Genomic DNA, 23,405 nt, shown 5'->3' with positions numbered 1-23,405 from the left:
GCAGATAGCCGCCGTTTTTGTTTTTACCTGCACTTAAAGCAGGAGTGAGTAAAATGCTACCGGTAATTGCGCTAGTTGGTCGACCAAATGTCGGCAAATCTACATTGTTTAATCGTCTTACTCGTTCTCGAGATGCCTTGGTTGCTGATTTGCCAGGTTTGACCCGTGATAGGAAATACGGTGAAGGTCGATTGGCAAATGAAGAACAGGATTATATTGTTGTGGACACCGGGGGTATTACCGGTGATGAACAAGGTATTGATTATGAAATGGCAAAACAGTCGCTTCAGGCAGTCGAAGAAGCGGATGTGGTGCTATTTATCGTAGATGGCCGAGCTGGTATTAACCCTGCTGATGAAATGATTGCGAATTACCTTCGTCGCAGTAATAAACCATTCTATCTTGTTGTTAATAAAACTGATGGTTTAAACCCCGATGTAGTTGTTGCTGATTTCTATGAATTAGGTTTTGGTCAGCCATTCCCTATAGCTGCATCGCATGGTCGTGGTGTAACTCAATTGATCGAGATGGTTCTTGAAGAGCTTCCTGAAGTAGAGGAAGAAACGCAAGAAACCATGGATGAAGTTGATAAGAGTATTAAGATCGCGGTAGTTGGTCGTCCAAATGTGGGTAAATCTACTTTGGTAAACCGTATGCTAGGTGAAGATCGTGTTGTCGTGTTTGATAAGGCTGGTACAACACGTGATAGTGTTTATATCCCATATATAAGGGATGAGAAAAACTACACCCTAATTGATACGGCAGGTGTGCGTCGCCGTAAAAATATTACTGAGGCGGCAGAGAAGTTCTCTATCGTTAAGACACTACAAGCGGTTAATGATACTCATGTCGTTGTGTTTGTGATTGATGCTCGAGAAGGGGTTACTGAGCAAGATATGCACATGCTCAGCTTTGTCATCGATAGCGGTCGTTCCATGGTTATCGCACTTAACAAGTGGGATGGCATGACAGGTGAAGAGAAAGCAAAAGTAAAAGAGCAAATTGAAAGAAAGCTAGAGTTTGCAGATTTTGCGGAAATGCATTTTATCTCAGCATTGCACGGAAGTAATGTCGGCAATATGTACGACTCAGTCGATGAAGCATATGAATATGCAATGGCGAAGTGGTCAACGAGTAAGTTAACTCGACTACTAGAAGATGTGGTAGCTGACCACCAACCTCCAATGGTTAAAGGTCGCCGCATTAAATTACGTTATGCGCACCAAGGTGGCTCTAACCCACCAGTGATCGTAATTCACGGTAATCAGACAAAATCTCTACCAGGTTCTTATAAACGATACTTAGAAAATAAATTCATCAAAGTTTTGGGTATTAAAGGCACGCCTATTCGTTTTGAATTCAAGTCGAGTGAAAACCCCTTTGAAGGAAAGCAGAATCTGCTGAGTAGTCGGCAATTGGCTAAAAAAGAGCGTTTCCGTGATCACGTAAAGCAGTTGAAAAAAGCTAATAAAAAGAAAAAAGCTAAGTACAAAAAATGAGCGACAGTTCTAGCCTTCCTATAGGCGTATTTGATTCAGGTGTAGGTGGACTGACTGTACTAAATGCGCTTAGACAACGTTTACCTTCAGAGAACCTTCTCTATCTAGGTGACACTGCACGGGTTCCTTATGGTACTAAAAGTGCTGTATCAGTGACCCGATATGCAGAACAAGCAGCTACCGCGTTGGTAGAGCGTAAAATAAAACTATTAGTGATTGCTTGTAATACTGCTTCAGCGGTTGCTGTTGAGCCGTTACAAGCCATTTTTCCGCAGCTTGCTGTTATGGGTGTAGTAGGTCCAGGAGCTGAAGCCGGTTGTAAAGTAACTCGTAATAACAATATAGGTGTTATCGCAACAGAGAGTACAGTTAATAACCAAGCCTATCAGAACGCAATTCTTAAACTGAATCCTGAAGCATCGGTGTCTGCAGAAGCTTGTTCCTTATTTGTAGCTTTGGCGGAGGAAGGTTGGCATGAAGGTGAGTTAGTTGAACAGATTGTTGATAGGTGCCTTCAACCACTTAAACATAGAGGCTTAGGTGAAATTGATACTCTTGTTTTAGGCTGTACCCATTTTCCAGCTTTAAAATCGAGTATTTCTGCTGTGATGGGTGAAGAGGTTACTTTAGTTGATTCTGCAGAAACTACGGCAAATGCCGTTGAGAAAACATTAGCAAAATCAAGATTGCTAAATGTCTCATCGAAAAAAGGCGAAGTTGAGTTTCTAGTTACAGATGATCCTTTAAGGTTTGCTCGAGTTGCGACTAACTTTTTTTCTGAAAGTATTGATGTTGGAGAAATACAGCAGGTAGATATCCAGCATTTCAGTACACCAGACTAAATGCACTAAACAGAAGGCGCTGAAGTAAAAACTCAACGCCTTTTTTGTATCTGTTGACTAGTATTTATACGCCGTTGGTTGGTCTTTGATCGATTCGGGGTGTTTTGTAAGTTTTTTACAACTTTTTACACTTTTTTTAAGATTGGGTGTTGACCCTTTTTCAGATGTCTGTAGAATTCGCCGTCCTTGCTTAGGGAGGCCGCTTTTTAAGGGGCTGCAGAGCTGAGTGAGGTGCTTGGTAAGTGGTTGAAAACATTGGTTTTTAAGATTGCTTACGGAGCAGGATTCAAAGTCCGGTTGCTGAGTAAAAACTTTTTACAAAATTGCAAAATAAACGGTTGACTTTGAATGAGCGCGCAGTAGAATATGCGCCTCGCTTGAGACGAACAGCACGTGGTGTTGAGCGTCAAAAAAGCAACGCTCTTTAACAATTTGATCAGATAATTCGTGTGGGCGCTTGTTGAGAAGAAGCAAACTTTTTCTAGACAAGCAACCAAGTGAATTCATTTAAAGCGATTTACAAAGGTTTAACGTTCTTAAGAATGTTATCCGGTTGTTTAGTACTAGAGCCCGTTACCACATTCCTGGTAACACAAATGATTTAAACTGAAGAGTTTGATCATGGCTCAGATTGAACGCTGGCGGCAGGCCTAACACATGCAAGTCGAACGGTAACATGACTAGCTTGCTAGTTGATGACGAGTGGCGGACGGGTGAGTAACGCGTAGGAATCTACCCAGTAGCGGGGGATAAGCCAGAGAAATTTGGTCTAATACCGCATACGCCCTACGGGGGAAAGCAGGGGATCTTCGGACCTTGCACTATTGGATGAGCCTGCGTGAGATTAGCTAGTTGGTGAGGTAATGGCTCACCAAGGCGACGATCTCTAGCTGGTCTGAGAGGATGATCAGCCACACTGGAACTGAGACACGGTCCAGACTCCTACGGGAGGCAGCAGTGGGGAATATTGCACAATGGGCGCAAGCCTGATGCAGCCATGCCGCGTGTGTGAAGAAGGCCCTAGGGTTGTAAAGCACTTTCAGCAGTGAGGAAAGGTTAGTAGTTAATACCTGCTAGCTGTGACGTTAACTGCAGAAGAAGCACCGGCTAACTCCGTGCCAGCAGCCGCGGTAATACGGAGGGTGCGAGCGTTAATCGGAATTACTGGGCGTAAAGCGCGCGTAGGTGGATTGGTCAGTCAGATGTGAAAGCCCAGGGCTCAACCTTGGAACTGCACCTGATACTGCCAATCTAGAGTACGGTAGAGGGTAGTGGAATTTCCTGTGTAGCGGTGAAATGCGTAGATATAGGAAGGAACACCAGTGGCGAAGGCGACTACCTGGACCGATACTGACACTGAGGTGCGAAAGCGTGGGGAGCAAACAGGATTAGATACCCTGGTAGTCCACGCCGTAAACGATGTCTACTAGCCGTTGGGAGACTTGATCTTTTAGTGGCGCAGCTAACGCGATAAGTAGACCGCCTGGGGAGTACGGCCGCAAGGTTAAAACTCAAATGAATTGACGGGGGCCCGCACAAGCGGTGGAGCATGTGGTTTAATTCGACGCAACGCGAAGAACCTTACCAACTCTTGACATCCAGAGAAGTTACTAGAGATAGTTTCGTGCCTTCGGGAACTCTGAGACAGGTGCTGCATGGCTGTCGTCAGCTCGTGTTGTGAAATGTTGGGTTAAGTCCCGTAACGAGCGCAACCCTTGTCCTTATTTGCCAGCACTTCGGGTGGGAACTCTAAGGAGACTGCCGGTGACAAACCGGAGGAAGGTGGGGACGACGTCAAGTCATCATGGCCCTTACGAGTTGGGCTACACACGTGCTACAATGGCCGGTACAGAGGGCCGCGAACCTGCGAGGGTAAGCTAATCTCAGAAAACCGGTCGTAGTCCGGATTGGAGTCTGCAACTCGACTCCATGAAGTCGGAATCGCTAGTAATCGCGAATCAGAATGTCGCGGTGAATACGTTCCCGGGCCTTGTACACACCGCCCGTCACACCATGGGAGTGGATTGCACCAGAAGTAGCTAGCTTAACCTTCGGGAGGGCGGTTACCACGGTGTGGTTCATGACTGGGGTGAAGTCGTAACAAGGTAGCCCTAGGGGAACCTGGGGCTGGATCACCTCCTTAAACGAAAGCCGATTCTCGGCAAGCGTTCACACGAATTATCTGATCAGAGAAGTTAAGAGCAACGGTGTAGGCTTGTAGCTCAGCTGGTTAGAGCGCACCCCTGATAAGGGTGAGGTCGGTGGTTCAAGTCCACTCAGGCCTACCAATCAATAGCCTTACTGTTTTTCTTGGGGCTATAGCTCAGCTGGGAGAGCGCCTGCTTTGCACGCAGGAGGTCTGCGGTTCGATCCCGCATAGCTCCACCATCATCCTTGTGGATGAGAAAGGAAGAGTTTTAAAACATATTGTCGGTTTTGACATTATCTTTTAAAGCTTTTTTGCTTTAAACGCTCTTTAACAATTTGGATTTGATTCATTTGATTTAGATTTAAGACATGTAGTTTTACTGCATGCGCCAATTCGGCGAAATCTATCGTTACTAGCAATACAAGTTACTGTGATTCCAGACGCCTTCGGGTTATATGGTCAAGTGACTAAGCGTGCACGGTGGATGCCTTGGCAGTCAGAGGCGATGAAGGACGTTGTAACCTGCGATAAGGTTCGGGGAGGTGGTAAACAACCTTTGATCCGGACATTTCCGAATGGGGAAACCCACCTATTTATAGGTATCTTTTAACTGAATACATAGGTTATTAGAGGCGAACCTGGGGAACTGAAACATCTAAGTACCCAGAGGAAAAGAAATCAACCGAGATTCCCTAAGTAGCGGCGAGCGAACGGGGACCAGCCCTTAAGCTTTATTAGATTTAACAGAACACTCTGGAAAGTGTGGCCATAGTGGGTGATAGCCCCGTATGTGAAAGGTCTTTTAAAGTGAAATCGAGTAGGACGGCACACGTGAAACGCTGTCTGAATATGGGGGGACCATCCTCCAAGGCTAAATACTCCTGACTGACCGATAGTGAACCAGTACCGTGAGGGAAAGGCGAAAAGAACCCCTGTGAGGGGAGTGAAATAGACCCTGAAACCGTGTACGTACAAGCAGTGGGAGCCGTTTTCGGACGGTGACTGCGTACCTTTTGTATAATGGGTCAGCGACTTACTTTTAGTGGCAAGGTTAAGCATTTGCGGAGCCGTAGGGAAACCGAGTCTTAATAGGGCGTCCAGTCGCTAGGAGTAGACCCGAAACCGAGTGATCTATCCATGGGCAGGTTGAAGATGCAGTAACATGCATTGGAGGACCGAACCGACTGTCGTTGAAAAGCCAGCGGATGACTTGTGGATAGGAGTGAAAGGCTAATCAAACTCGGAGATAGCTGGTTCTCCTCGAAAACTATTTAGGTAGTGCCTCGTGTCTAACCATGGGGGGTAGAGCACTGTTTCGGCTAGGGGTCATCCCGACTTACCAACCCGATGCAAACTCCGAATACCCATGAGTTCAATCACGGGAGACACACGGCGGGTGCTAACGTCCGTCGTGGAAAGGGAAACAACCCAGACCGTCAGCTAAGGTCCCAAAGTTTATGCTAAGTGGGAAACGATGTGGGAAGGCTTAGACAGCTAGGAGGTTGGCTTAGAAGCAGCCACCCTTTAAAGAAAGCGTAATAGCTCACTAGTCGAGTCGGCCCGCGCGGAAGATATAACGGGGCTAAGCATAACACCGAAGCTACGGATGCACTTTGTGCATGGTAGAGGAGCGTTCTGTAAGCTGTTGAAGCGGAAGCTGTAAGGCACCGTGGAGGTATCAGAAGTGCGAATGCTGACATGAGTAACGATAAGGGAGGTGAAAACCCTCCCCGCCGGAAGACCAAGGGTTCCTATCCAACGCTATTCGAGGTAGGGTGAGTCGGCCCCTAAGGAGAGGCTGAAGAGCGTATCCGATGGGAAACAGGTTAATATTCCTGTACTGCTCATAACTGCGATGGGGGGACGGAGAAGGCTAGGCTAGCGCGGCGTTGGTTGTCCGCGTTTAAGATAGTAGGTTTAGAGCTTAGGTAAATCCGGGCTCTTTTAAGACCGAGAATCGATGACGAGGTCCTTTATGGACTGAAGTAGTTGATGCCATGCTTCCAGGAAAATCCTCTAAGCTTCAGGTTATGACTAACCGTACCCTAAACCGACACAGGTGGTCAGGTAGAGAATACTAAGGCGTATGAGAAAACTCGGGTGAAGGAACTAGGCAAAATGGCACCGTAACTTCGGGAGAAGGTGCGCCGGTTTTGGTGATGGGACTTGCTCCCTAAGCTGAGGCCGGTCGAAGATACCAGGTGGCTGCGACTGTTTATTAAAAACATAGCACTCTGCAAACTCGAAAGAGGACGTATAGGGTGTGACGCCTGCCCGGTGCCGGAAGGTTAATTGATGGGGTTAGCGCTTGCGCGAAGCTCTTGATCGAAGCCCCGGTAAACGGCGGCCGTAACTATAACGGTCCTAAGGTAGCGAAATTCCTTGTCGGGTAAGTTCCGACCTGCACGAATGGCGTAACGATGGCCACACTGTCTCCACCCGAGACTCAGTGAAATTGAAATAGCTGTTAAGATGCAGTTTACCCGCGGCTAGACGGAAAGACCCCGTGAACCTTTACTACAGCTTCACAGTGGACTTTGACATTACTTGTGTAGAATAGCTGGGAGGCTTTGAAACCCTGTCGCCAGATAGGGTGGAGCCACCTTTGAAATACCAGCCTGGTAATGTTGAGGTTCTAACCCAGTTCCCTAAGCGGGATCGGGGACATTGTGTGGTGGGTAGTTTGACTGGGGCGGTCTCCTCCCAAAGAGTAACGGAGGAGCACGAAGGTACCCTCAGCATGGTCGGAAATCATGCAATGAGCGCAAGAGTAGAAGGGTGCTTGACTGCGAGACAGACACGTCGAGCAGGTACGAAAGTAGGTTCTAGTGATCCGGTGGTTCTGTATGGAAGGGCCATCGCTCAACGGATAAAAGGTACTCCGGGGATAACAGGCTGATACCGCCCAAGAGTTCACATCGACGGCGGTGTTTGGCACCTCGATGTCGGCTCATCACATCCTGGGGCTGAAGCCGGTCCCAAGGGTATGGCTGTTCGCCATTTAAAGTGGTACGCGAGCTGGGTTTAGAACGTCGTGAGACAGTTCGGTCCCTATCTGCCGTGGGCGTTTGAGATTTGAGAAGAGTTGCTCCTAGTACGAGAGGACCGGAGTGAACGAACCTCTGGTGTACCGGTTGTGATGCCAATTGCATTGCCGGGTAGCTACGTTCGGACGGGATAACCGCTGAAAGCATCTAAGCGGGAAGCCTCCTTCAAGATGAGATCTCACTGGGAACTTGATTCCCCTAAAGGGCCGTTGAAGACTACGACGTTGATAGGTTGGGTGTGGAAGCGCTGTGAGGCGTTGAGCTAACCAATACTAATTGCCCGTGAGGCTTGACCATATAACGCCCAAGGCGTTTGGCAAGTGACTTGTAAGATATGTAAGACGATAGAGAGTAACGAATTAGCGCGTAGTTAAGCTACAGTCGAAGAACTATCTAGATCAAATAAAAGAAGAATCAGATCTAAGTTGTAACAGTTTTGCTTGGCGACCATAGAGTTGTGGAACCACCTGAATCCATCCCGAACTCAGACGTGAAACGCAACATCGCCGATGGTAGTGTGGGGCTTCCCCATGTGAGAGTAGGTCATCGCCAAGCATTTAATTAAGAGAAAACCCCGGTCACGCTGTGATCGGGGTTTTTTCGTGTTGGGCTAACGAAAGCAAAACAATACTGAACGAAGTATTTACACTCGGCTTAATCCACATACCCTTTCTAGCAACTAGCAACTAGCAACTAGCAACTAGCAACTAGCAACTAGCAACTAGCAACTAGCAACTAGCAACTAGCAACTAGCAACTAGCAACTAGCTAAAAAGTTACTGTTGAAGGCTTAGCGTATTAACTATGTCTTCTTTGAGATCGGCATAGTCGAAATCGCTGATTCCAAGGAATTTTAAGATAGGCATTATCTTGAGAGTGTCTTCTTTTGGATCAGGTATGCGCCAGAAATGGCGGTAAGCATCGCTGATATCTCGTGCTAAAAGAAGCATGCATAGTTTTAAGCGCATCTCTTCTTTCTCATCAGCAGGCTCTTTGAAGGTTTGTTCGTAATAAGGCTGTCTGCTGATAGCTTCGGCAGTTGATTCGCCTATATTCCATTTTCTAGCCAGTTCAGCGCTTAATTGATAATGGCTCACGCCATATAGAGCAATCTCTTGCTCATTAAGCTCTGTCAAACTTGCGCCATTCAGTTCTCTTAGTTTGTCTTTGAACTCTGGTTTAGCTTGCATTAACAGAGGGATGCCGCTGTCGTGTAACATGCCTAGTGTATATGTTTCATCTGGATCTAGATTTGTAAACTGGTTTGCCAAAGCTGCAGTAATTCGAGCTACTTCTGTTGCAGTGTCCCAAAAGCGTTCCATTGGGCCTACTGCTGAAAGGCTATTTTTTAATGCTGCAAGTTGTACAATATTGAATACGCGCTTAATGCCTAAAAGTGCTACTGCACGTTCTACAGAAGATATCTCGGTACGTATGCCGAAATAAGATGAATTAACTGTTGCTATAACAGAGCTATATAAAGCTACATCCTGTTTAATTAAATTACATATCCCTTTGATGTCGGGATCCGGCTGTCTCAGGGCCTCAGTAATACCGATAAGTACTTCAGGGCGTGCTGGAATTACATAGCTTGTTGATTGTTCAGAAACAGGAGGCATACAGTCCTTCTCAAATAGTTGTTAAAATACAACTTACTTTATTCAATGGTAGCTGACAATTTTTAATTGTATTCAAAAGCTTAGCTTGGACAAATTATCTGGCTAGGATTATATGATTAACTTTTAGTCTTGCAGATCAAATAGGTCGTTAGATGTTAAATATTGCTGCTTTTACTTTTAACTACGATCAGCTTGAAGATCGCATTTTACTGGTAGGCAATCTAAGTAATGGTCAGCAAAGAATTGATTTCTGGCTAACTCGAAAACTCGTCTTGCGTTTGCTTGATGCTGCTCAGGGCTTGCTAGAAAAGACTGTTAGCGAAATTGCTGATGCCCCAGTACAGCAAAAAACGCACATGGCTCAGTTTCATCACGAAGATGCTCAGCAAGCGCTCCAGGTTCAGCGTGAAAATACAAAAGTTATTGCTGAAAGTGCATTTCTACTTAGTCGTTTGGATATTAGTCATCATGAGGGGCAATATAAATTGTTGTTCTTTTCTGGCAGTGATGAACCTATTGCCGTTAGTGTTTTAAACTACCAGGAACTGCATCAGATCTTTCACCTATTACACCGTGGTGCTGTAGGTCTAGACTGGGGTGTTGCAGCAGAATTGTTTCAATCCTCTAATCAGCCTCAAACTCTACAATGATCGAATCAAAACCTTTTATTGCGCGTGGGTCTAAAACTCAGCGTTGTGAGTCGTGTCTGTTGTCTGCCCGTGCATGCATTTGTGATTACAAACTTCAGCATGATGCGTTAGCGAGTTTTTACTTACTCATGCATCATGATGAAACATTTAAGCCAACAAATACGGGCCGTCTTATTGAGGACTGTATTGCCGACACGCAGCGATTTAAATGGTCAAGGACTGAGCCTAGCCAGCAGTTGCTTGAGGCAATAAATCATGAGGCTATAGACCCTTATATTGTTTTTCCTGAGGGCGATGACTATCAGGATAGGATGGTAGATTTTGAGCTCAAGCCCGGGAAAAAGCCGGTTTTCATCATCCTTGATGGTACTTGGCGTCAAGCTAGGCGTATGTTTAGGCATAGCCGTTATTTAGACCACCTTCCTGTTATCCAACCCCAAGTAACTTCAACCTCTCAGTATAAGTTGCGTAAGGCCCCTGTTGCTGGTCAATTGTGTACGGCTGAAGTTGCTGCGGAAATGTTAAAACTAGCTGGGGATCAAAAAGGGGCTGAAATAATGTCAGATTATTTTTCAGTCTTTAATAGCCATTATTGGGCGGCACGTTTAAATCGACCGCTTGACGATGATGCAGAAGAGAAGAAGCGTTTAAAGACCTATCAGCTCGCTCTCGAGGTTTGATAGGTCTAGGATTTAACTTTCTAACCAGAAAGTAACTGGTCCATCATTGACTAATGATACGGCCATGTCTGCAGCGAAGATGCCTGTTTCAACGGCCTTGTGCTGTTGTTCTGCTTGCTTTACAAAGTAGTTGTATAGCTTTTCACCATGCTCTGGTGATGCGCCGGAAGAGAAGCTTGGGCGTAGTCCTTTTTTAGTGTCTGCAACAATAGTAAATTGAGAGACAACGAGTAGTCCTCCATTGATTTGTTGCAGGTTCAGATTCATCTTCCCTTCGTTATCAGCAAATATACGGTAACCCAGTATTTTTTTTAGCAGTTTGTTGGCATCTGCTTCAGTGTCATCTTTCTCAACACCAAGCAGTAATAGAATGCCTTGGTTGATCTTCCCTACGGTTTCAGCGTCTACTTCAACGCTTGCAGATTTGACTCGTTGGATTAGTGCTTTCATATCTAGGTTTTATTTGTCTGCATGTCTTATGCTAATGAGATGGCGAAGTTATCTGTTGCACGAATTAGATTGTCAGTAATTCCAGGTTCGAAAGCTGAATGGCCAGCGTCTCGTACGATGTGAAACTCTGACTGAGGTAAAGCGTCATAGAGGGCTTGAGCTTGTTCGATGGGGCAAACCATATCATAGCGGCCATGTACGATCACTGTTTTGATTTCTTCAATTTTTGAGCAATTATCAATGATTTGGTTAGGCTCTATAAAGGCTTTATTTATAAAGAAATGTGCTTCTATTCTTGCCATGGCAAGCGCTACGTGAGGGTCTGCAAAATGATCAACTATATCATTGTTTGGATCTAAGGTAGAGCAACGACCTTCCCAAATAGACCACGCTTTTGCTGCAGACATACGAGCGATCTCATTGGATGAGGTTAAGCGCTTGTAATAGGCTTTAAGCATGTCCTTGCGTTCAGTGCTAGGAATGACCTGTTCGTACTCTTTCCAATAGTCGGGGAAGATTGCACTCGCACCACGTTGATAAAACCACTGAATATCCTGATCCCGACAGAGAAAAATGCCCCTAAGGATCATGCCGGATACGCGATCTGGATGAGCTTGAGCGTAGAGAAGGCTAAGTGTTGATCCCCAGGAACCACCGAATAGTAACCATTTATCCACATTTAGATGTCTTCTGATTACTTCCATATCACCTATCAGATCTGTGGTCGTGTTATTTGTGAGATCTGAATGAGGTGTGGATTTGCCGCAACCGCGCTGGTCAAACAGAATAATTCGATATTTTTCCGGATCAAAAAAACTTCGATGTGCTGGTGCGGTTCCACCACCGGGGCCGCCATGAATGAATAGTGCTGGAATCCCTCGAGGGTTGCCACTTTCCTCTACGTAAAGGCTGTGGGTATCAGAAACCTTTAGCTGAAATTCGGTATAGGGGTGTATTTCAGGGTAGGGAATGCGCATATGGCCTCCAGCACAGATTGACGTCCTAATTTTAAAGTATAGTGAGCTAGTTGTGTCAGAGCTACGGTATTAGAAAATAAAAAAGGCAGCCCAAGGCTGCCTTTTTAAGATAGAGATAATCTCTTATTTGTTCTTCGCGCGTTTACGTTCGTTCTCTTTCAGAAGCTTCTTACGTAGGCGGATGAAGTTAGGTGTTACTTCTACCAATTCGTCATCTTCGATGAAATCCAAAGCTTGTTCCAGAGTGAATTTTACTGGAGGAGTCAGTTGGATGTTTTCATCTGTGCCAGATGCACGTACGTTTGTTAGTTGCTTACCTTTGATTGGGTTAACTGCTAAGTCATTACTACGGCTGTGAATACCTAGTAGCATGCCTTCATAAACGTCGATATTTGGTTCGATGCAGAGGCGGCCACGGCTCTGTAGGTTCCATAAAGAGTAGCCAAGTGCTTTACCTGTAACCATAGATACAAGTACACCATTATTTCGGCTTTCTACTTCACCTTCTTTAACTGGTCCATAATGATCGAACACGGAAGTCATGATACCTGTACCAGAAGTCATGGTAAGGAACAGAGAGCGGAAGCCGATTAAGCCGCGAGAAGGAATGATAAAGCTAAGGCGTGAACGGCCTTTGCCGTCTACTTCCATATTGGTCATATCGCCTTTGCGCTTACCAAGCTCTTCGATGATCGCGCCTTGGTGTTCATCTTCAACGTCAATCATTACGTCTTCGTAAGGTTCATGGATTTCGCCATCAACCTCTTTTTGAACTACTTCAGGACGGGATACACCTAGTTCGAAACCTTCACGACGCATTGTTTCGATAAGAACGGAAAGGTGTAGTTCACCTCGACCAGACACTTTGAATTTCTCTGGTGTGTCACCATCTTCAACGCGGAGGGCAACGTTGTGGATAAGTTCGCGATCTAGACGCTCTTTGATGTTACGGCTAGTTACAAATTTACCATCCTGGCCAGAAAACGGAGAATCGTTAACCTGGAAGGTCATGGATACAGTTGGCTCATCTACGCTTAGCGCAGGTAAGGCTTCAACTTTATCTGGGTCGCAGATTGTGTCCGAAATGTTTAGCGCATCGATACCTGTAACGCAGATGATGTCCCCAGCAGTGGCTGTATCAACTTCAACGCGTTCTAGACCGTGATAACCCATGATCTTAAGGATACGACCACTACGAATAGCGCCTTCGCGGTCAATAACTTTAACCTGAGTGTTAGTTTTGATTGTACCGCGAGTAACTCGACCAACACCGATAACGCCTAGGTAGCTGTTATAGTCCAGAGCAGATACTTGCATCTGTAATGGGCCATCAACATCTACTTTTGGTGGTTCAACATGTTCTACGATTGCTTCGAAAAGAGGCGTCATATCGTCAGACATATCGTCTGGTTCTAGACCTGCGATGCCGTTTAGTGCAGATGCGTAAACGATTGGGAAGTCTAGCTGTTCATCAGTTGCACCAAGGCTATCGAAAAGATCGAATACTTGATCGATAACCCAATCTGGACGCGCACCTGGGCGGTCAATTTTGTTGATAACAACGATTGGGCGAAGGCCTTGGTCAAATGCTTTCTGAGTTACGAAGCGCGTTTGTGGCATTGGGCCGTCAACAGCGTCAACCAGTAGGCATACACAGTCAACCATAGACAGTACGCGTTCTACTTCACCGCCGAAGTCGGCGTGTCCAGGAGTGTCAACGATGTTGATGCGGTAGTCGTTCCATGTAATGGCAGTATTTTTTGCCAAAATGGTAATGCCGCGCTCTTTCTCCTGGTCATTGGAGTCCATGATGCGCTCAGTGCCTTCATCACGACGGCCTAAAGTGCCGGATTGTGCAAGCAGCTTATCAACCAAGGTTGTTTTACCGTGGTCAACGTGCGCGATGATAGCGATATTTCTTAGCTTTTCGATCACGTGTGTATACCTGTGAGATATTTTTGCGAATGCGGAATTATACGTGTTTATAGAGAAATTACTGCATATTTCTTAATCAATTATGCAGAGTTTTACTTTTTCTTTTTATGAAGAGAATGGTTGAATTGATCTGGGTAAGAATTAAGTTAAAAACAGGCCCATTATAGGTGGGCGTTTTTAATAAGGTTGGAGTATATTATAGACCCATAACGGTGCGTAAAAATTGATTTAACAAGATTTGCACTATTATGGTGCGCTAAAGTTGCTTGTGTTCGATTTTGGTGCGGTGCTTTTGGTGTATTTATGCTGCAAGTGCCTCTAATTGTGGAGGAATGCTGGTTTTTATATTCTGGCACGCTTGTTGCTTAGTCCTAAGCCGATAATAAATTCTGATTTCTTGAGGCTGGCGCTGTTCGGCCTGGTAATTATTAAGTGGAGACAGTCAAATGTCAGAGAAGACTCTGAATCTGATCAAAGAAAGCAACGCTAAATGGGTTGACCTGCGTTTCACCGATTCTCACGGTAAAGAGCAGCATGTAACTATCCCTGTATCTGATATGGGCGACGACTTCTTTGAAGAAGGTAAAATGTTCGATGGTTCATCCATCTCAGGTTGGAAAGGTATTAACGATTCCGACATGATCTTGATGCCGGACGACAGTGCAACTGTACTGGATCCATTCTCTGAAGCAACGACTATCATCGTTCGTTGTAACATCGTTGAGCCGGCTACTGGCCAAGGTTATGAGCGTGACCCACGTTCTGTTGCTAAACGTGCAGAAGAGTACCTAAAATCTACAGGTATTGCAGATTCAGCTATGTTTGGTCCAGAGCCAGAGTTCTTCGTATTTGACGAAGTTAAATGGCACGCAGACATCTCTGGTTGCGGTTACACAATCGCTTCTGAAGAAGCTTCTTGGGCTTCTAGCCACAATGTCGAAGGTGGTAACACAGGTCACCGTCCACGTGTTAAAGGTGGTTACTTCCCAGTACCACCAATTGATTCTCTGCATGATCTACGTGGCGCTATGTGTGACGCGATGGAAGCAATGGATCTTGAAATTGAAGTACACCACCACGAAGTAGCAACAGCTGGTCAGTGTGAAATCGGTGTAGGTCCTAATACGCTTACTGCTAAAGCAGACGAAGTTCAGGTTCTTAAATACTGCGTACACAACGTTGCACACGCTTACGGCAAAACAGCTACGTTTATGCCTAAGCCACTAGTTGGTGATAACGGTTCTGGTATGCACGTTCACATGTCTCTATCTAAGGACGGTGTTAACCTGTTCTCTGGTGATGCTTATGCAGGCATGTCTGAAACTGCTCTTTACTACATTGGCGGTATCATCAAGCACGCTAAAGCGCTTAACGCTCTAACTAACTCTTCTACTAACGCTTACAAGCGTCTAGTACCAGGTTTCGAAGCGCCAGTTATGCTTGCTTACTCTGCACGTAACCGTTCTGCTTCAATCCGTATTCCATACGTGACTAATCCTAAAGCACGTCGTGTAGAAGCTCGTTTCCCTGATCCATCTGCTAACCCATACCTGTGCTTCGCAGCGCTTATGATGGCTGGTCTTGACGGTATCAAGAACAAGATTCACCCTGGCGATGCTGCTGATAAAGACCTTTACGATCTACCGGCTGAAGAAGCTGCTGAGATCCCACAGGTTGCTGCTTCTCTAGAAGAAGCTCTAGATGCTCTAGAGAACGATCGTGAGTTCTTGACTGCTGGCGGCGTATTCACTGATGACATGCTAGATGCATTCATCGAGCTGAAGCGTGAAGAAGTTGAGAAAGTTAACATGACTACTCACCCAGTTGAATTTGATCTGTACTACTCTGTATAAGTCTGAATTCTTCTTAAAAAAAGCCTCCCTCGTGGAGGCTTTTTTGTTTTTAAATCTTACCTTTATGCACTTATTTAGTGATGATTAAAATCTAAATTTTATTTCATGCACTAAAGTGGTGCGCTATTATTTTTTAGCAGCTACACTCAATATTAGAAGAGTCAGTGATGGTGCTGTCTGAGAGCAATTCTGGACAGTGATAAAACTTGGTTTACTTTTTGCAGAAGTAAACTTAAGTAAAAGAGTGTAGGCCGATGCCAGTATTAGATTTTCATAAACAGATAATAGAAAACCTTTCGACAGCGGTTGTTTTGCTGGATAGCAATCTCGATGTGGAATATGCCAATCCCGCAGCTGAAATGCTGTTAGAGGCGAGTTTGCGCCGCTTGTCCCAAGTGTCTGTAGCGGAGTGGTTCTCACCAGAGGAGGATGGCATTGAAGATCTAAGTGATTGTCTTGAAACGGGTCATCCATACACTCGCCGCGAAGCTAAATTGGTGACTCAAAGTGGTAGTGTGCTGACGGTGGATTATTCAATTAATCCATTGTTTTGGTTGAGTGGTCGGCAGCTTCTGATTGAGATAGAGGCTAGAGACCGTTTGATGAGAATTGAGCGTGAAGAAGATCTTCTAACTCAGCATGATACTGCTAGGTCCCTAGTCCGTGGCATGGCGCATGAAATTAAGAATCCGTTAGGTGGGATTCGTGGTGCTGCGCAATTGCTAGAACGAGAGCTGCCAGATCCTGCGTTATATGATTATACCCGCGTGATTATTGAAGAAGCTGACCGTTTGAGGAACTTAGTGGATCGTCTTTTAGGTCCGCGGAAGTTACCTAAGTTGGAAGATTTAAATATTCATGCGATCCTCGAGCGAGTTTGTCAGCTAATCGAAGCAGAAACAAAAGGCTCTGTGTCTTTGTTGCGAGATTATGATCCGAGCATTCCTGAGTTTACTGGTGATTCAGAGCAGCTTATCCAAGCGGTATTGAATATCCTGCGTAATAGTATGCAGGCAATGCAAGGGGCAGGGACCGTCGATCCAACTATACAAATTAAGACTCGGGCTTTCCGTCAAATTACATTGGGCGCAGAAAAACACCGTTTGGTGTGTAGTGTCGAAATTGTGGATAACGGCCCAGGAATTCCAGAAGAGATACTCAGTAAGATTTTCTACCCTATGGTAAGTGGGCGTGCAGAAGGAACCGGCCTTGGCTTGTCGATTGCGCAATCGATTATCAATCAGCATCAAGGATTGATTGAGTGTGAAACTCAGCCAGGGGAAACCAAATTTCAACTATTCATACCTTTGGAGATAAGTCATGAACCTGTCAGGTAAAATCTGGATTGTCGATGATGATCGTTCAATTCGTTGGGTGCTTGAAAAAGCAATGGCAGTAGAAGGGCTTCAAACCGAAGTTTTTGATAGTGCAGATGCTTTATTGGCTCAGCTAGAACGTGAAGTGCCAGATGCCATCATTAGTGATATTCGCATGCCTGGAACAGACGGTCTGCAGTTGCTAGAGAAAATTCAAGAAACTCACCCACAAGTTCCGATCATTATTATGACGGCACACTCCGATTTAGATTCTGCTGTGGCTTCTTATCAGGGTGGTGCATTTGAGTATTTGCCTAAACCATTTGATGTAGATGATGCTGTTGCTTTAACTAAGCGCGCCTTGGCGCATGCGATTGAGCAACGAGAGCAGGTAGCAGAGCAAGCTGCTGAAGAAGGTACGGAGATTATTGGTGAAGCGCCTGCTATGCAGGAAGTTTTCCGTGCGATTGGCCGTTTATCTCAATCAAATATTACGGTTCTCATTAATGGTGAGTCCGGCACGGGTAAAGAGCTTGTCGCGCACGCGCTGCATAAGCATAGCCCGCGTAGAGATAGGCCTTTCATTCCTCTGAATATGGCGGCGATCCCTCATGATCTGATTGAGTCAGAATTGTTTGGTCATGAGAAAGGTGCCTTTACCGGTGCAGCAGCGGCTCGACGTGGTCGATTTGAGCAGGCAGATGGCGGTACCCTTTTTCTAGATGAAATTGGTGATATGCCAGCTGATGCTCAAACGCGTTTGTTGAGGGTGTTGGCTGATAGTGAATTCTATCGTGTAGGTGGTCATACGGCAGTAAAGGTCGATGTTCGGATTATCGCTGCTACCCATCAGGATTTGGAAAAGTTGGTAGCTGAAGGTCGTTTCCGTGAAGATTTATTCCATCGCCTTAACGTTATTCGTGTTCATCTACCCAAGTTAGCTGAACGACGTGAAGATATTCCGCGTTTAGCGCGCCATTTCCTAAACATGGCGGCTGAAGAGTTAGATGTGGAGCCAAAAGTGCTTGCTACTGACACTGAAAGTTATATGTGTAATTTGGCTTGGCAGGGTAACGTTAGGCAGTTGGAAAACACTTGTCGCTGGTTAACGGTAATGGCTACAGGCCGAGAAGTGCTCATTGATGATTTGCCGCCAGAGCTTATGCAGAGTAGTGAATCAGAGACAGCTGTGGCAGGGGATTGGGAATTGTCTCTGCGCAATTGGGCTGATCAGCAGTTGGGGCTTGGTCATCGAAATCTATTAGATACTGCAGTGCCTGCTTTTGAAAAAATTATGATTGAGACTGCGCTAAAGCATACAGCAGGTCGTCGACGCGATGCTGCAGAGCTTCTGGGTTGGGGGCGTAATACTCTTACGCGGAAAATCAAAGAGTTGGGTATGGACGAAGATAAAGGTGATGATCAGGAAGTTGCGTAAGTTATTCTTATACAGTAATAACCACGTTTTTTGATTTCATATATAATCCCTGCAGCTTTTAACCTGCGGGGATTTTTTATGCTTCACGTTGTCCTATTCGAACCTGAAATACCGCCAAATACTGGCAATATTATTCGGCTTTGTGCCAATACAGGTTTCCATCTTCATCTTGTTGAGCCTCTGGGCTTTGACTTTGATGATAAACGGTTACGTCGTGCAGGCTTGGATTATCATGAGTTTGCTGCAGTTAAAATTCACCCTGATTTAGACACCTGTCTGGCTGAAATAGAGCCTAGAAAGGTTTGGGCGTTAACGACAAAAGGTAAAACCTGCTACACCAAAGCGGATTACCAAGCGGGCGATGTTTTGTTGTTGGGGCCAGAAACGAGAGGTTTGCCGGTTGAGGTGAGAGAGAGTTTCCCTAGCGAACAGTGGTTGCGAATGCCGATGAAAGAGGCGAGTCGTAGTATGAACCTTTCTAATGCTAGCGCTGTTGTTGTTTATGAAGCATGGCGTCAATTGGGGTTTGAAGGCGCTATCGATAGTTAGTTTTAAAAGCGGTTCTACATATAGATACTTAAATGTTGCTATAACGACTATAGTGAAAGGAACTACATGACGGTCAGTAATTCTATGCAGCACGCTTTCATAGTGACAAAGATTGAAGCTTATTTAACCGAGCAGGCGGGTGAGGTTTTTAAACTGCATGTTACTGACTACAGGGAGCGTGCAGTATGGTTGTTAGGTCGGCTTGATCAGCAAGTAAATATCCAAACACTTAAGAACCAACAGCTTCCGGTAGTTCTGATCTCTGATCAATTAGAGTCTGGCAGTGAAGGTCAATTTCTTATCCCAGCAAGCTCGCTTGTAAGTATTGTGCCGTTGCCAGCAGCTTCATTGCAACAGGTCCTTGAATTAGGTCGTGCTGATGAAATACTGCAAAGTCTTTCCTTAAAATCATGCTAGAATGCGCTACTGATTAATAAATGTACAATTGAAAGTGTTGTTCGGTAAGTATATGTGGAAAAAATATAGCTCCCTTTTTCTTGGGAGTTTTTTAATCTTGATCTCTTCTTTGACTCATGGAACGAATCATCCAGAAGAAGTGACGAATGTCTGCAAGCAGGTTGGTAAAAAACTAGCCAGTGTTTCGGTTAAAGAATGTTTAAGTAATCCTTATCTTCCACCTCGTTTTTATTCAGTTCAAGGTCGTGCAATTTTAGAGGCACACTTTCAGGCATCAGAAGAAAATAAACATGCACCAAGGGTTCTATTTATAGGTGGTATTCATGGTGATGAGTACTCCAGTGTTAGCGTAACCTTTAAGTGGCTTAATACCTTACGTAAACATCATAGTGGTAGTTATGATTGGTATTTCTTGCCGGTTGTGAATCCAGATGGCTTATTGCAGCGTAAGTCGAGCCGAGTAAATGCGAATAAGGTTGATCTGAATCGGAATTTTACTCCTGCACCAGAATTTCCAGAGCCTTTAGCGCATTGGCAAAAAAGTGCGAAAAAGCGTTTGCGCTATTTCCCTGGGCACGCGCCTTTGAGTGAGCCTGAAAGTCGTGTTATCCACAATTTAATTGATGAGTATAAGCCGACGGTGATTGTCTCTGTACATGCGCCGCACGGAATTTTGGACTTTGACGGTGGTATTCAACCGCCGCGTAAACTTGGGCCGCTGCACCTGCGTCAGCTAGGTACATACCCGGGTTCTTTAGGCAATTATGGCTGGTTTGTTAAGAATATACCTGTAGTAACCATTGAGCTTCCCTATGCTGGGATCATGCCGCCGAAAATGGATATTGATAAGATGTGGACGGATTTAGTGGGTTGGTTGAAGTATAAATCGAAACGCAACCGCAGTGAGTTGGCTGCATCTGAATCATCCAAATAGATAGATCCAAAAACAAAAAAAACGGAGCCTAAAGCTCCGTTTTTTTAATGCGATAGCGTTTAGCTTAGTGCTGAGCTTCGCCTTGAGCAGCTTCTTGCTGAGCTTGAGCCATCTGTTGAGCATATAGTGCATCAAAATTAACTGGAGCAAGCATTAGTGCTGGGAAACTAGCTTTAACAACCATTGCGTCAATTGCTTCACGTGCATAAGGGAATAGGATGCTTGGGCAGAACGCACCTAGTGTGTGGTGCATCTCTTGCTCGCCTAGACCCGCGATAGAGAAGATGCCTGCTTGCTGTAGTTCAACTAGGAATGCAGTTTTGTCTTCGTTTTTAACCGTAACTGTTAGCGTTAGAGTTACTTCAAAAGCGTTGTCACCTAGCTGAGCAGTTTGAGTGTTCATCTCTAGGCCAACTTCTGGCTGCCAAGGGCTCATGAAAATTTCAGGAGCGTTTGGAGATTCAAAAGAGGCATCTTTAATGTATACGCGTTGTACCGCAAACTGAGGCCCCTGCTGTTCTTCTTGGGACGCTGTGTTCTGATCGTTCTCAGCCATGATTTATCCTTATTTTTAAAAATTAGTTTGCACTAAGTAGGGTGTCGAGTTCGCCTTGGCGTTCAAGGGCAAACATATCATCGCAACCGCCAATAGGTGCTTCGCCGATAAAAATTTGCGGCACAGTGCGACCTCCACTTAGTTCCGTCATTTCGCGACGTTTTTCTGCGTCGCCGTCGACTTTAATCTCAGTGTAAGGAATGCTCTTATGATCCAAAAGCATTTTTGCTCGGATACAGAAGGGGCACCACGCGGTTGTATAGATGGTAACTTCTTTCATCGTGATTATTACTTAACAATAGGAAGGCTTTGGCCTTTCCATTCGGTCATGCCGCCAGATAGGCGCACTGCATTTTCAAAGCCTTCAGCCTTAAGTTTGCGAGTAGCAGCGCTCGCTGCTTGACCTAAATTACATACAACGATAATCGGGCGTTGTTTGTACTTAGTTAGCTCGTCCATACGACGATCTAAATCAGAAAGAGGGATGTGCTTTGCATTGGTGATATGACCTGTTGCCCACTCTTTTTTAGGGCGGATATCAACGATGATCGCGTCTTCTTTGTTGATTAGGTTTGTTGCTTGCGCCGGAGTAACGGCTTTGCCTGCTTTACTACGTTCATAAAGAACGAACATCACTAGAGTTAAAAGCCAAGCACCAACCAAGAATGGGTGGTTGCCGATAAATTCGATAAATTGATCCATTTCTAATCCAAATAAGGTCTTACCTGAAGACCATTAAAAACTGTTGATCGACGATTGAGGAGCAATAGTATACCTCGCGATTTTTGACGGTATAAGGGGAAGATACGGTGAAAATGATTATTTAGTGGCAATTATTCTGCTTCGGGCCTTCAATCGTTAGCCTTAAAGGGGCTTTCCAAGTAAAATTGGCGGCAATTTTATAACCGTTGCAACAGAATCCTACAGATATGACACAAACGCGCGCGACCAAAGCTTTGATCATCCTTGATGGTTACGGTGTAGAAAGTTCAGAATCTTCAGCAATTCAGGCAGCTAATACCCCAGTATGGGATGCACTGCTTGCTGATAATCCAAATGCTCGAATCGAAACTTCAGGTATGGCTGTTGGCTTGCCGGATGGACAGATGGGTAACTCAGAAGTTGGCCATATGAACATTGGTGCAGGGCGCACGGTTTATCAAAACTTCACGCGTATCTCCAAAGCGATTGAGGATGGTGATTTCTTCGATAATGAAACGTTAGTGAATGCGATGGATGCTGCTATTGCGCAAGACAAAGCAGTTCATATTTTGGGCTTGTTATCACCAGGTGGTGTTCACAGCCATGAAGAACATATCTTTGCGCTGTTAGAGATGGCTGTTAAACGTGGTGCGAAAAAGCTTTATGTTCATGCCATTCTGGATGGTCGTGATATGCCGCCTCGTTCTGCGGAACCATCGATTCAACGTACGGAAGCGAAGCTAGCCGAACTCGGTGTAGGTTCCATTGCTTCTGTAGCGGGCCGTTATTTTACAATGGATCGTGATAACCGTTGGGATCGTGTGCAGAACGGTTACGATGCAATGACTATCGGTCAAGCCCCTTGCAAAGCTGAATCTGCTATTCAAGCGCTGAATGAAGCTTATGCGCGTGATGAGAACGATGAATTTGTTCAAGCAACAGTAATTACGGATGCTGCTGGCGAAGCGAAGGGCTTGGTTGCTGACGGTGATGCGCTAATCTGCGCGAACTTCCGTCCTGATCGTGCCCGTGAAATTACTCGTGCATTTACTGAAGGTAGCAGTTTTGACGGTTTTACACGTGAAAAAGCACCAGAACTAGCTGCATATGTAATGATGACTCAGTACGCATCTGATATCGATGCTGCTTGTGCTTATCCTCCACAAGCTATTCGAAATGATCTAGGTGAATACCTATCTGGTTTGGGCAAAACCCAACTGCGTATCGCTGAAACTGAAAAATATGCTCATGTGACTTTCTTCTTCAATGGTGGTCAGGAAGAAGTTTACGAAGGTGAAGATCGTATTTTGGTGCCTTCTCCGGATGTTGCAACTTATGATTTGCAGCCTGAGATGAGTGCGCCGGAAGTGACTGAAAAGTTAGTTGGAGCGATTAAGAGTGGTAAGTATGACCTGATCGTTTGTAACTATGCGAACGGTGATATGGTTGGCCATACCGGTAAATTTGATGCCGCTGTGAAAGCTTGTGAAGTTGTTGATGACAGCGTTAAACAGGTGCTAGAAGCGCTTCGCGAAGTTGGTGGTGAAGCATTGATTACAGCTGATCACGGCAATGTTGAGTTGATGGTTAACCCAGAAACAGGTCAGCCTCATACATCTCACACAATCTGGCCTGTGGCTTTGATTTACGATGGTCCTCGTTCTGAAAGCCTCAAGCTAGAAGACGGTGCGCTTTGTGATTTAGCACCAACTCTTCTTTCCTTGATGGACATTGAAGTGCCTGCTGAAATGACAGGCAGATCTTTAGCATCCTTCTAAAGAGGCTTTAAAAAG

At 45.2% G+C, this 23,405-nt stretch carries 18 protein-coding genes, 2 tRNA genes and 3 rRNA genes; 16 read left to right on the top strand and 7 right to left on the bottom strand.

Going from position 1 to position 23,405, the window contains the following annotated elements; translation table 11 throughout:
* Positions 1 to 53 precede the first annotated feature (53 nt).
* The 7 genes from der (at position 54) to rrf (ending at position 8,092) form a co-directional block, all read left to right on the top strand.
* Positions 54 to 1,499: a ribosome biogenesis GTPase Der gene (gene der / locus ACMXYO_RS13395; RefSeq protein ID WP_415885592.1), complete on the top strand. Its 1,446-nt coding sequence runs from the start codon at positions 54 to 56 to the stop codon at positions 1,497 to 1,499.
* Complete coding sequence (murI, locus tag ACMXYO_RS13390) at positions 1,496 to 2,341, top strand: glutamate racemase (protein WP_415885591.1); 846 nt, start codon at positions 1,496 to 1,498, stop codon at positions 2,339 to 2,341. Before der ends, murI begins: the two co-directional genes overlap by 4 nt.
* Before the next feature lie 603 nt (positions 2,342 to 2,944).
* Positions 2,945 to 4,484: ribosomal RNA gene (locus tag ACMXYO_RS13385) — 16S ribosomal RNA — on the top strand.
* A gap of 68 nt (positions 4,485 to 4,552) precedes the next feature.
* A tRNA-Ile gene (locus ACMXYO_RS13380) sits at positions 4,553 to 4,629 on the top strand.
* A gap of 24 nt (positions 4,630 to 4,653) precedes the next feature.
* Positions 4,654 to 4,729, top strand: a tRNA-Ala gene (locus tag ACMXYO_RS13375).
* A gap of 218 nt (positions 4,730 to 4,947) precedes the next feature.
* Positions 4,948 to 7,834, top strand: a 23S ribosomal RNA gene (locus tag ACMXYO_RS13370).
* Positions 7,835 to 7,976: 142 nt separating this feature from the next.
* Positions 7,977 to 8,092 (top strand): 5S ribosomal RNA (rrf, locus tag ACMXYO_RS13365).
* The 16S, 23S and 5S rRNA genes sit together here with 2 tRNA genes alongside, the layout of an rRNA operon.
* Positions 8,093 to 8,312: 220 nt before the next feature.
* Here the strand turns inward: rrf and ACMXYO_RS13360 are convergent.
* The gene (locus ACMXYO_RS13360) at positions 8,313 to 9,155 is read right to left on the bottom strand and encodes an HDOD domain-containing protein (protein ID WP_415885589.1); all 843 of its coding nucleotides are present in this window, start codon (positions 9,153 to 9,155) and stop codon (positions 8,313 to 8,315) included.
* Positions 9,156 to 9,307: 152 nt separating this feature from the next.
* Between ACMXYO_RS13360 and ACMXYO_RS13355 the strand changes: the two genes are divergently transcribed.
* Together ACMXYO_RS13355 and ACMXYO_RS13350 are read left to right on the top strand one after the other, a co-directional pair.
* A complete protein-coding gene (locus ACMXYO_RS13355; RefSeq protein ID WP_415885588.1) occupies positions 9,308 to 9,805 on the top strand; it encodes a hypothetical protein in 498 nt (165 codons plus the stop codon).
* On the top strand, positions 9,802 to 10,485 hold the full coding sequence (locus ACMXYO_RS13350) for a tRNA-uridine aminocarboxypropyltransferase (protein WP_415885587.1): 684 nt from the start codon (positions 9,802 to 9,804) through the stop codon (positions 10,483 to 10,485). The genes ACMXYO_RS13355 and ACMXYO_RS13350 overlap by 4 nt, the downstream gene beginning before the upstream one ends.
* A 12-nt stretch (positions 10,486 to 10,497) precedes the next feature.
* Here the strand turns inward: ACMXYO_RS13350 and dtd are convergent, their stop codons facing one another.
* The 3 genes from dtd to typA all read right to left on the bottom strand — a co-directional run bounded on the left by dtd (position 10,498) and on the right by typA (position 13,847).
* Positions 10,498 to 10,935 carry a D-aminoacyl-tRNA deacylase gene (gene dtd / locus ACMXYO_RS13345; protein ID WP_415885585.1) on the bottom strand — a complete coding sequence of 146 codons (438 nt, stop codon included), beginning with the start codon at positions 10,933 to 10,935 and terminating at the stop codon, positions 10,498 to 10,500.
* A 26-nt stretch (positions 10,936 to 10,961) separates the two neighbouring features.
* The gene (gene pip / locus ACMXYO_RS13340; protein WP_415885584.1) at positions 10,962 to 11,912 is read right to left on the bottom strand and encodes a prolyl aminopeptidase; all 951 of its coding nucleotides are present in this window, start codon (positions 11,910 to 11,912) and stop codon (positions 10,962 to 10,964) included.
* A gap of 123 nt (positions 11,913 to 12,035) precedes the next feature.
* Complete coding sequence (gene typA, locus ACMXYO_RS13335) at positions 12,036 to 13,847, bottom strand: translational GTPase TypA (RefSeq protein ID WP_415882204.1); 1,812 nt, start codon at positions 13,845 to 13,847, stop codon at positions 12,036 to 12,038.
* 446 nt (positions 13,848 to 14,293) lie between these two features.
* On the opposite strand from typA, the gene glnA reads away from it, so the two are divergent.
* The 6 genes from glnA to ACMXYO_RS13305 all read left to right on the top strand — a co-directional run bounded on the left by glnA (position 14,294) and on the right by ACMXYO_RS13305 (position 20,354).
* Complete coding sequence (glnA, locus tag ACMXYO_RS13330) at positions 14,294 to 15,700, top strand: glutamate--ammonia ligase (RefSeq protein WP_415882203.1); 1,407 nt, start codon at positions 14,294 to 14,296, stop codon at positions 15,698 to 15,700.
* A 254-nt stretch (positions 15,701 to 15,954) separates the two neighbouring features.
* Positions 15,955 to 17,037 carry a nitrogen regulation protein NR(II) gene (gene glnL, locus ACMXYO_RS13325; RefSeq protein WP_415885583.1) on the top strand — a complete coding sequence of 361 codons (1,083 nt, stop codon included), beginning with the start codon at positions 15,955 to 15,957 and terminating at the stop codon, positions 17,035 to 17,037.
* Positions 17,021 to 18,454 (top strand): nitrogen regulation protein NR(I), encoded by a 1,434-nt coding sequence (glnG, locus tag ACMXYO_RS13320; protein ID WP_415885582.1) that lies wholly within the window; start codon positions 17,021 to 17,023, stop codon positions 18,452 to 18,454. The genes glnL and glnG overlap by 17 nt, the downstream gene beginning before the upstream one ends.
* Positions 18,455 to 18,532: 78 nt before the next feature.
* Positions 18,533 to 19,003 carry a tRNA (uridine(34)/cytosine(34)/5-carboxymethylaminomethyluridine(34)-2'-O)-methyltransferase TrmL gene (trmL, locus tag ACMXYO_RS13315; RefSeq protein WP_415885581.1) on the top strand — a complete coding sequence of 157 codons (471 nt, stop codon included), beginning with the start codon at positions 18,533 to 18,535 and terminating at the stop codon, positions 19,001 to 19,003.
* A gap of 66 nt (positions 19,004 to 19,069) precedes the next feature.
* Entirely contained in the window at positions 19,070 to 19,420 is a 351-nt protein-coding gene (locus ACMXYO_RS13310; RefSeq protein ID WP_415882199.1) for a hypothetical protein, read from the top strand.
* A gap of 97 nt (positions 19,421 to 19,517) precedes the next feature.
* Entirely contained in the window at positions 19,518 to 20,354 is an 837-nt protein-coding gene (locus ACMXYO_RS13305) for a M14 family zinc carboxypeptidase (RefSeq protein WP_415885580.1), read from the top strand.
* A 64-nt stretch (positions 20,355 to 20,418) separates the two neighbouring features.
* Here the strand turns inward: ACMXYO_RS13305 and secB are convergent, their stop codons facing one another.
* From secB to ACMXYO_RS13290, 3 genes are all read right to left on the bottom strand, one after another.
* Complete coding sequence (gene secB / locus ACMXYO_RS13300; RefSeq protein WP_415882196.1) at positions 20,419 to 20,910, bottom strand: protein-export chaperone SecB; 492 nt, start codon at positions 20,908 to 20,910, stop codon at positions 20,419 to 20,421.
* Between the two features lie 22 nt (positions 20,911 to 20,932).
* Positions 20,933 to 21,127 (bottom strand): glutaredoxin domain-containing protein, encoded by a 195-nt coding sequence (locus tag ACMXYO_RS13295; protein WP_415885579.1) that lies wholly within the window; start codon positions 21,125 to 21,127, stop codon positions 20,933 to 20,935.
* 71 nt (positions 21,128 to 21,198) lie between these two features.
* Positions 21,199 to 21,612 (bottom strand): rhodanese-like domain-containing protein, encoded by a 414-nt coding sequence (locus ACMXYO_RS13290; protein WP_415882194.1) that lies wholly within the window; start codon positions 21,610 to 21,612, stop codon positions 21,199 to 21,201.
* A gap of 227 nt (positions 21,613 to 21,839) precedes the next feature.
* Between ACMXYO_RS13290 and gpmI the strand changes: the two genes are divergently transcribed.
* Positions 21,840 to 23,390: a 2,3-bisphosphoglycerate-independent phosphoglycerate mutase gene (gene gpmI / locus ACMXYO_RS13285; protein WP_415885578.1), complete on the top strand. Its 1,551-nt coding sequence runs from the start codon at positions 21,840 to 21,842 to the stop codon at positions 23,388 to 23,390.
* The last annotated feature ends 15 nt before the right edge of the window (positions 23,391 to 23,405 follow it).

The organism is Neptuniibacter sp. QD37_6 (assembly GCF_047778085.1).
Classification (GTDB): Bacteria; Pseudomonadota; Gammaproteobacteria; order Pseudomonadales; family Balneatricaceae; genus Neptuniibacter.
This window is presented reverse-complemented; position numbering and strand designations above follow the sequence as displayed.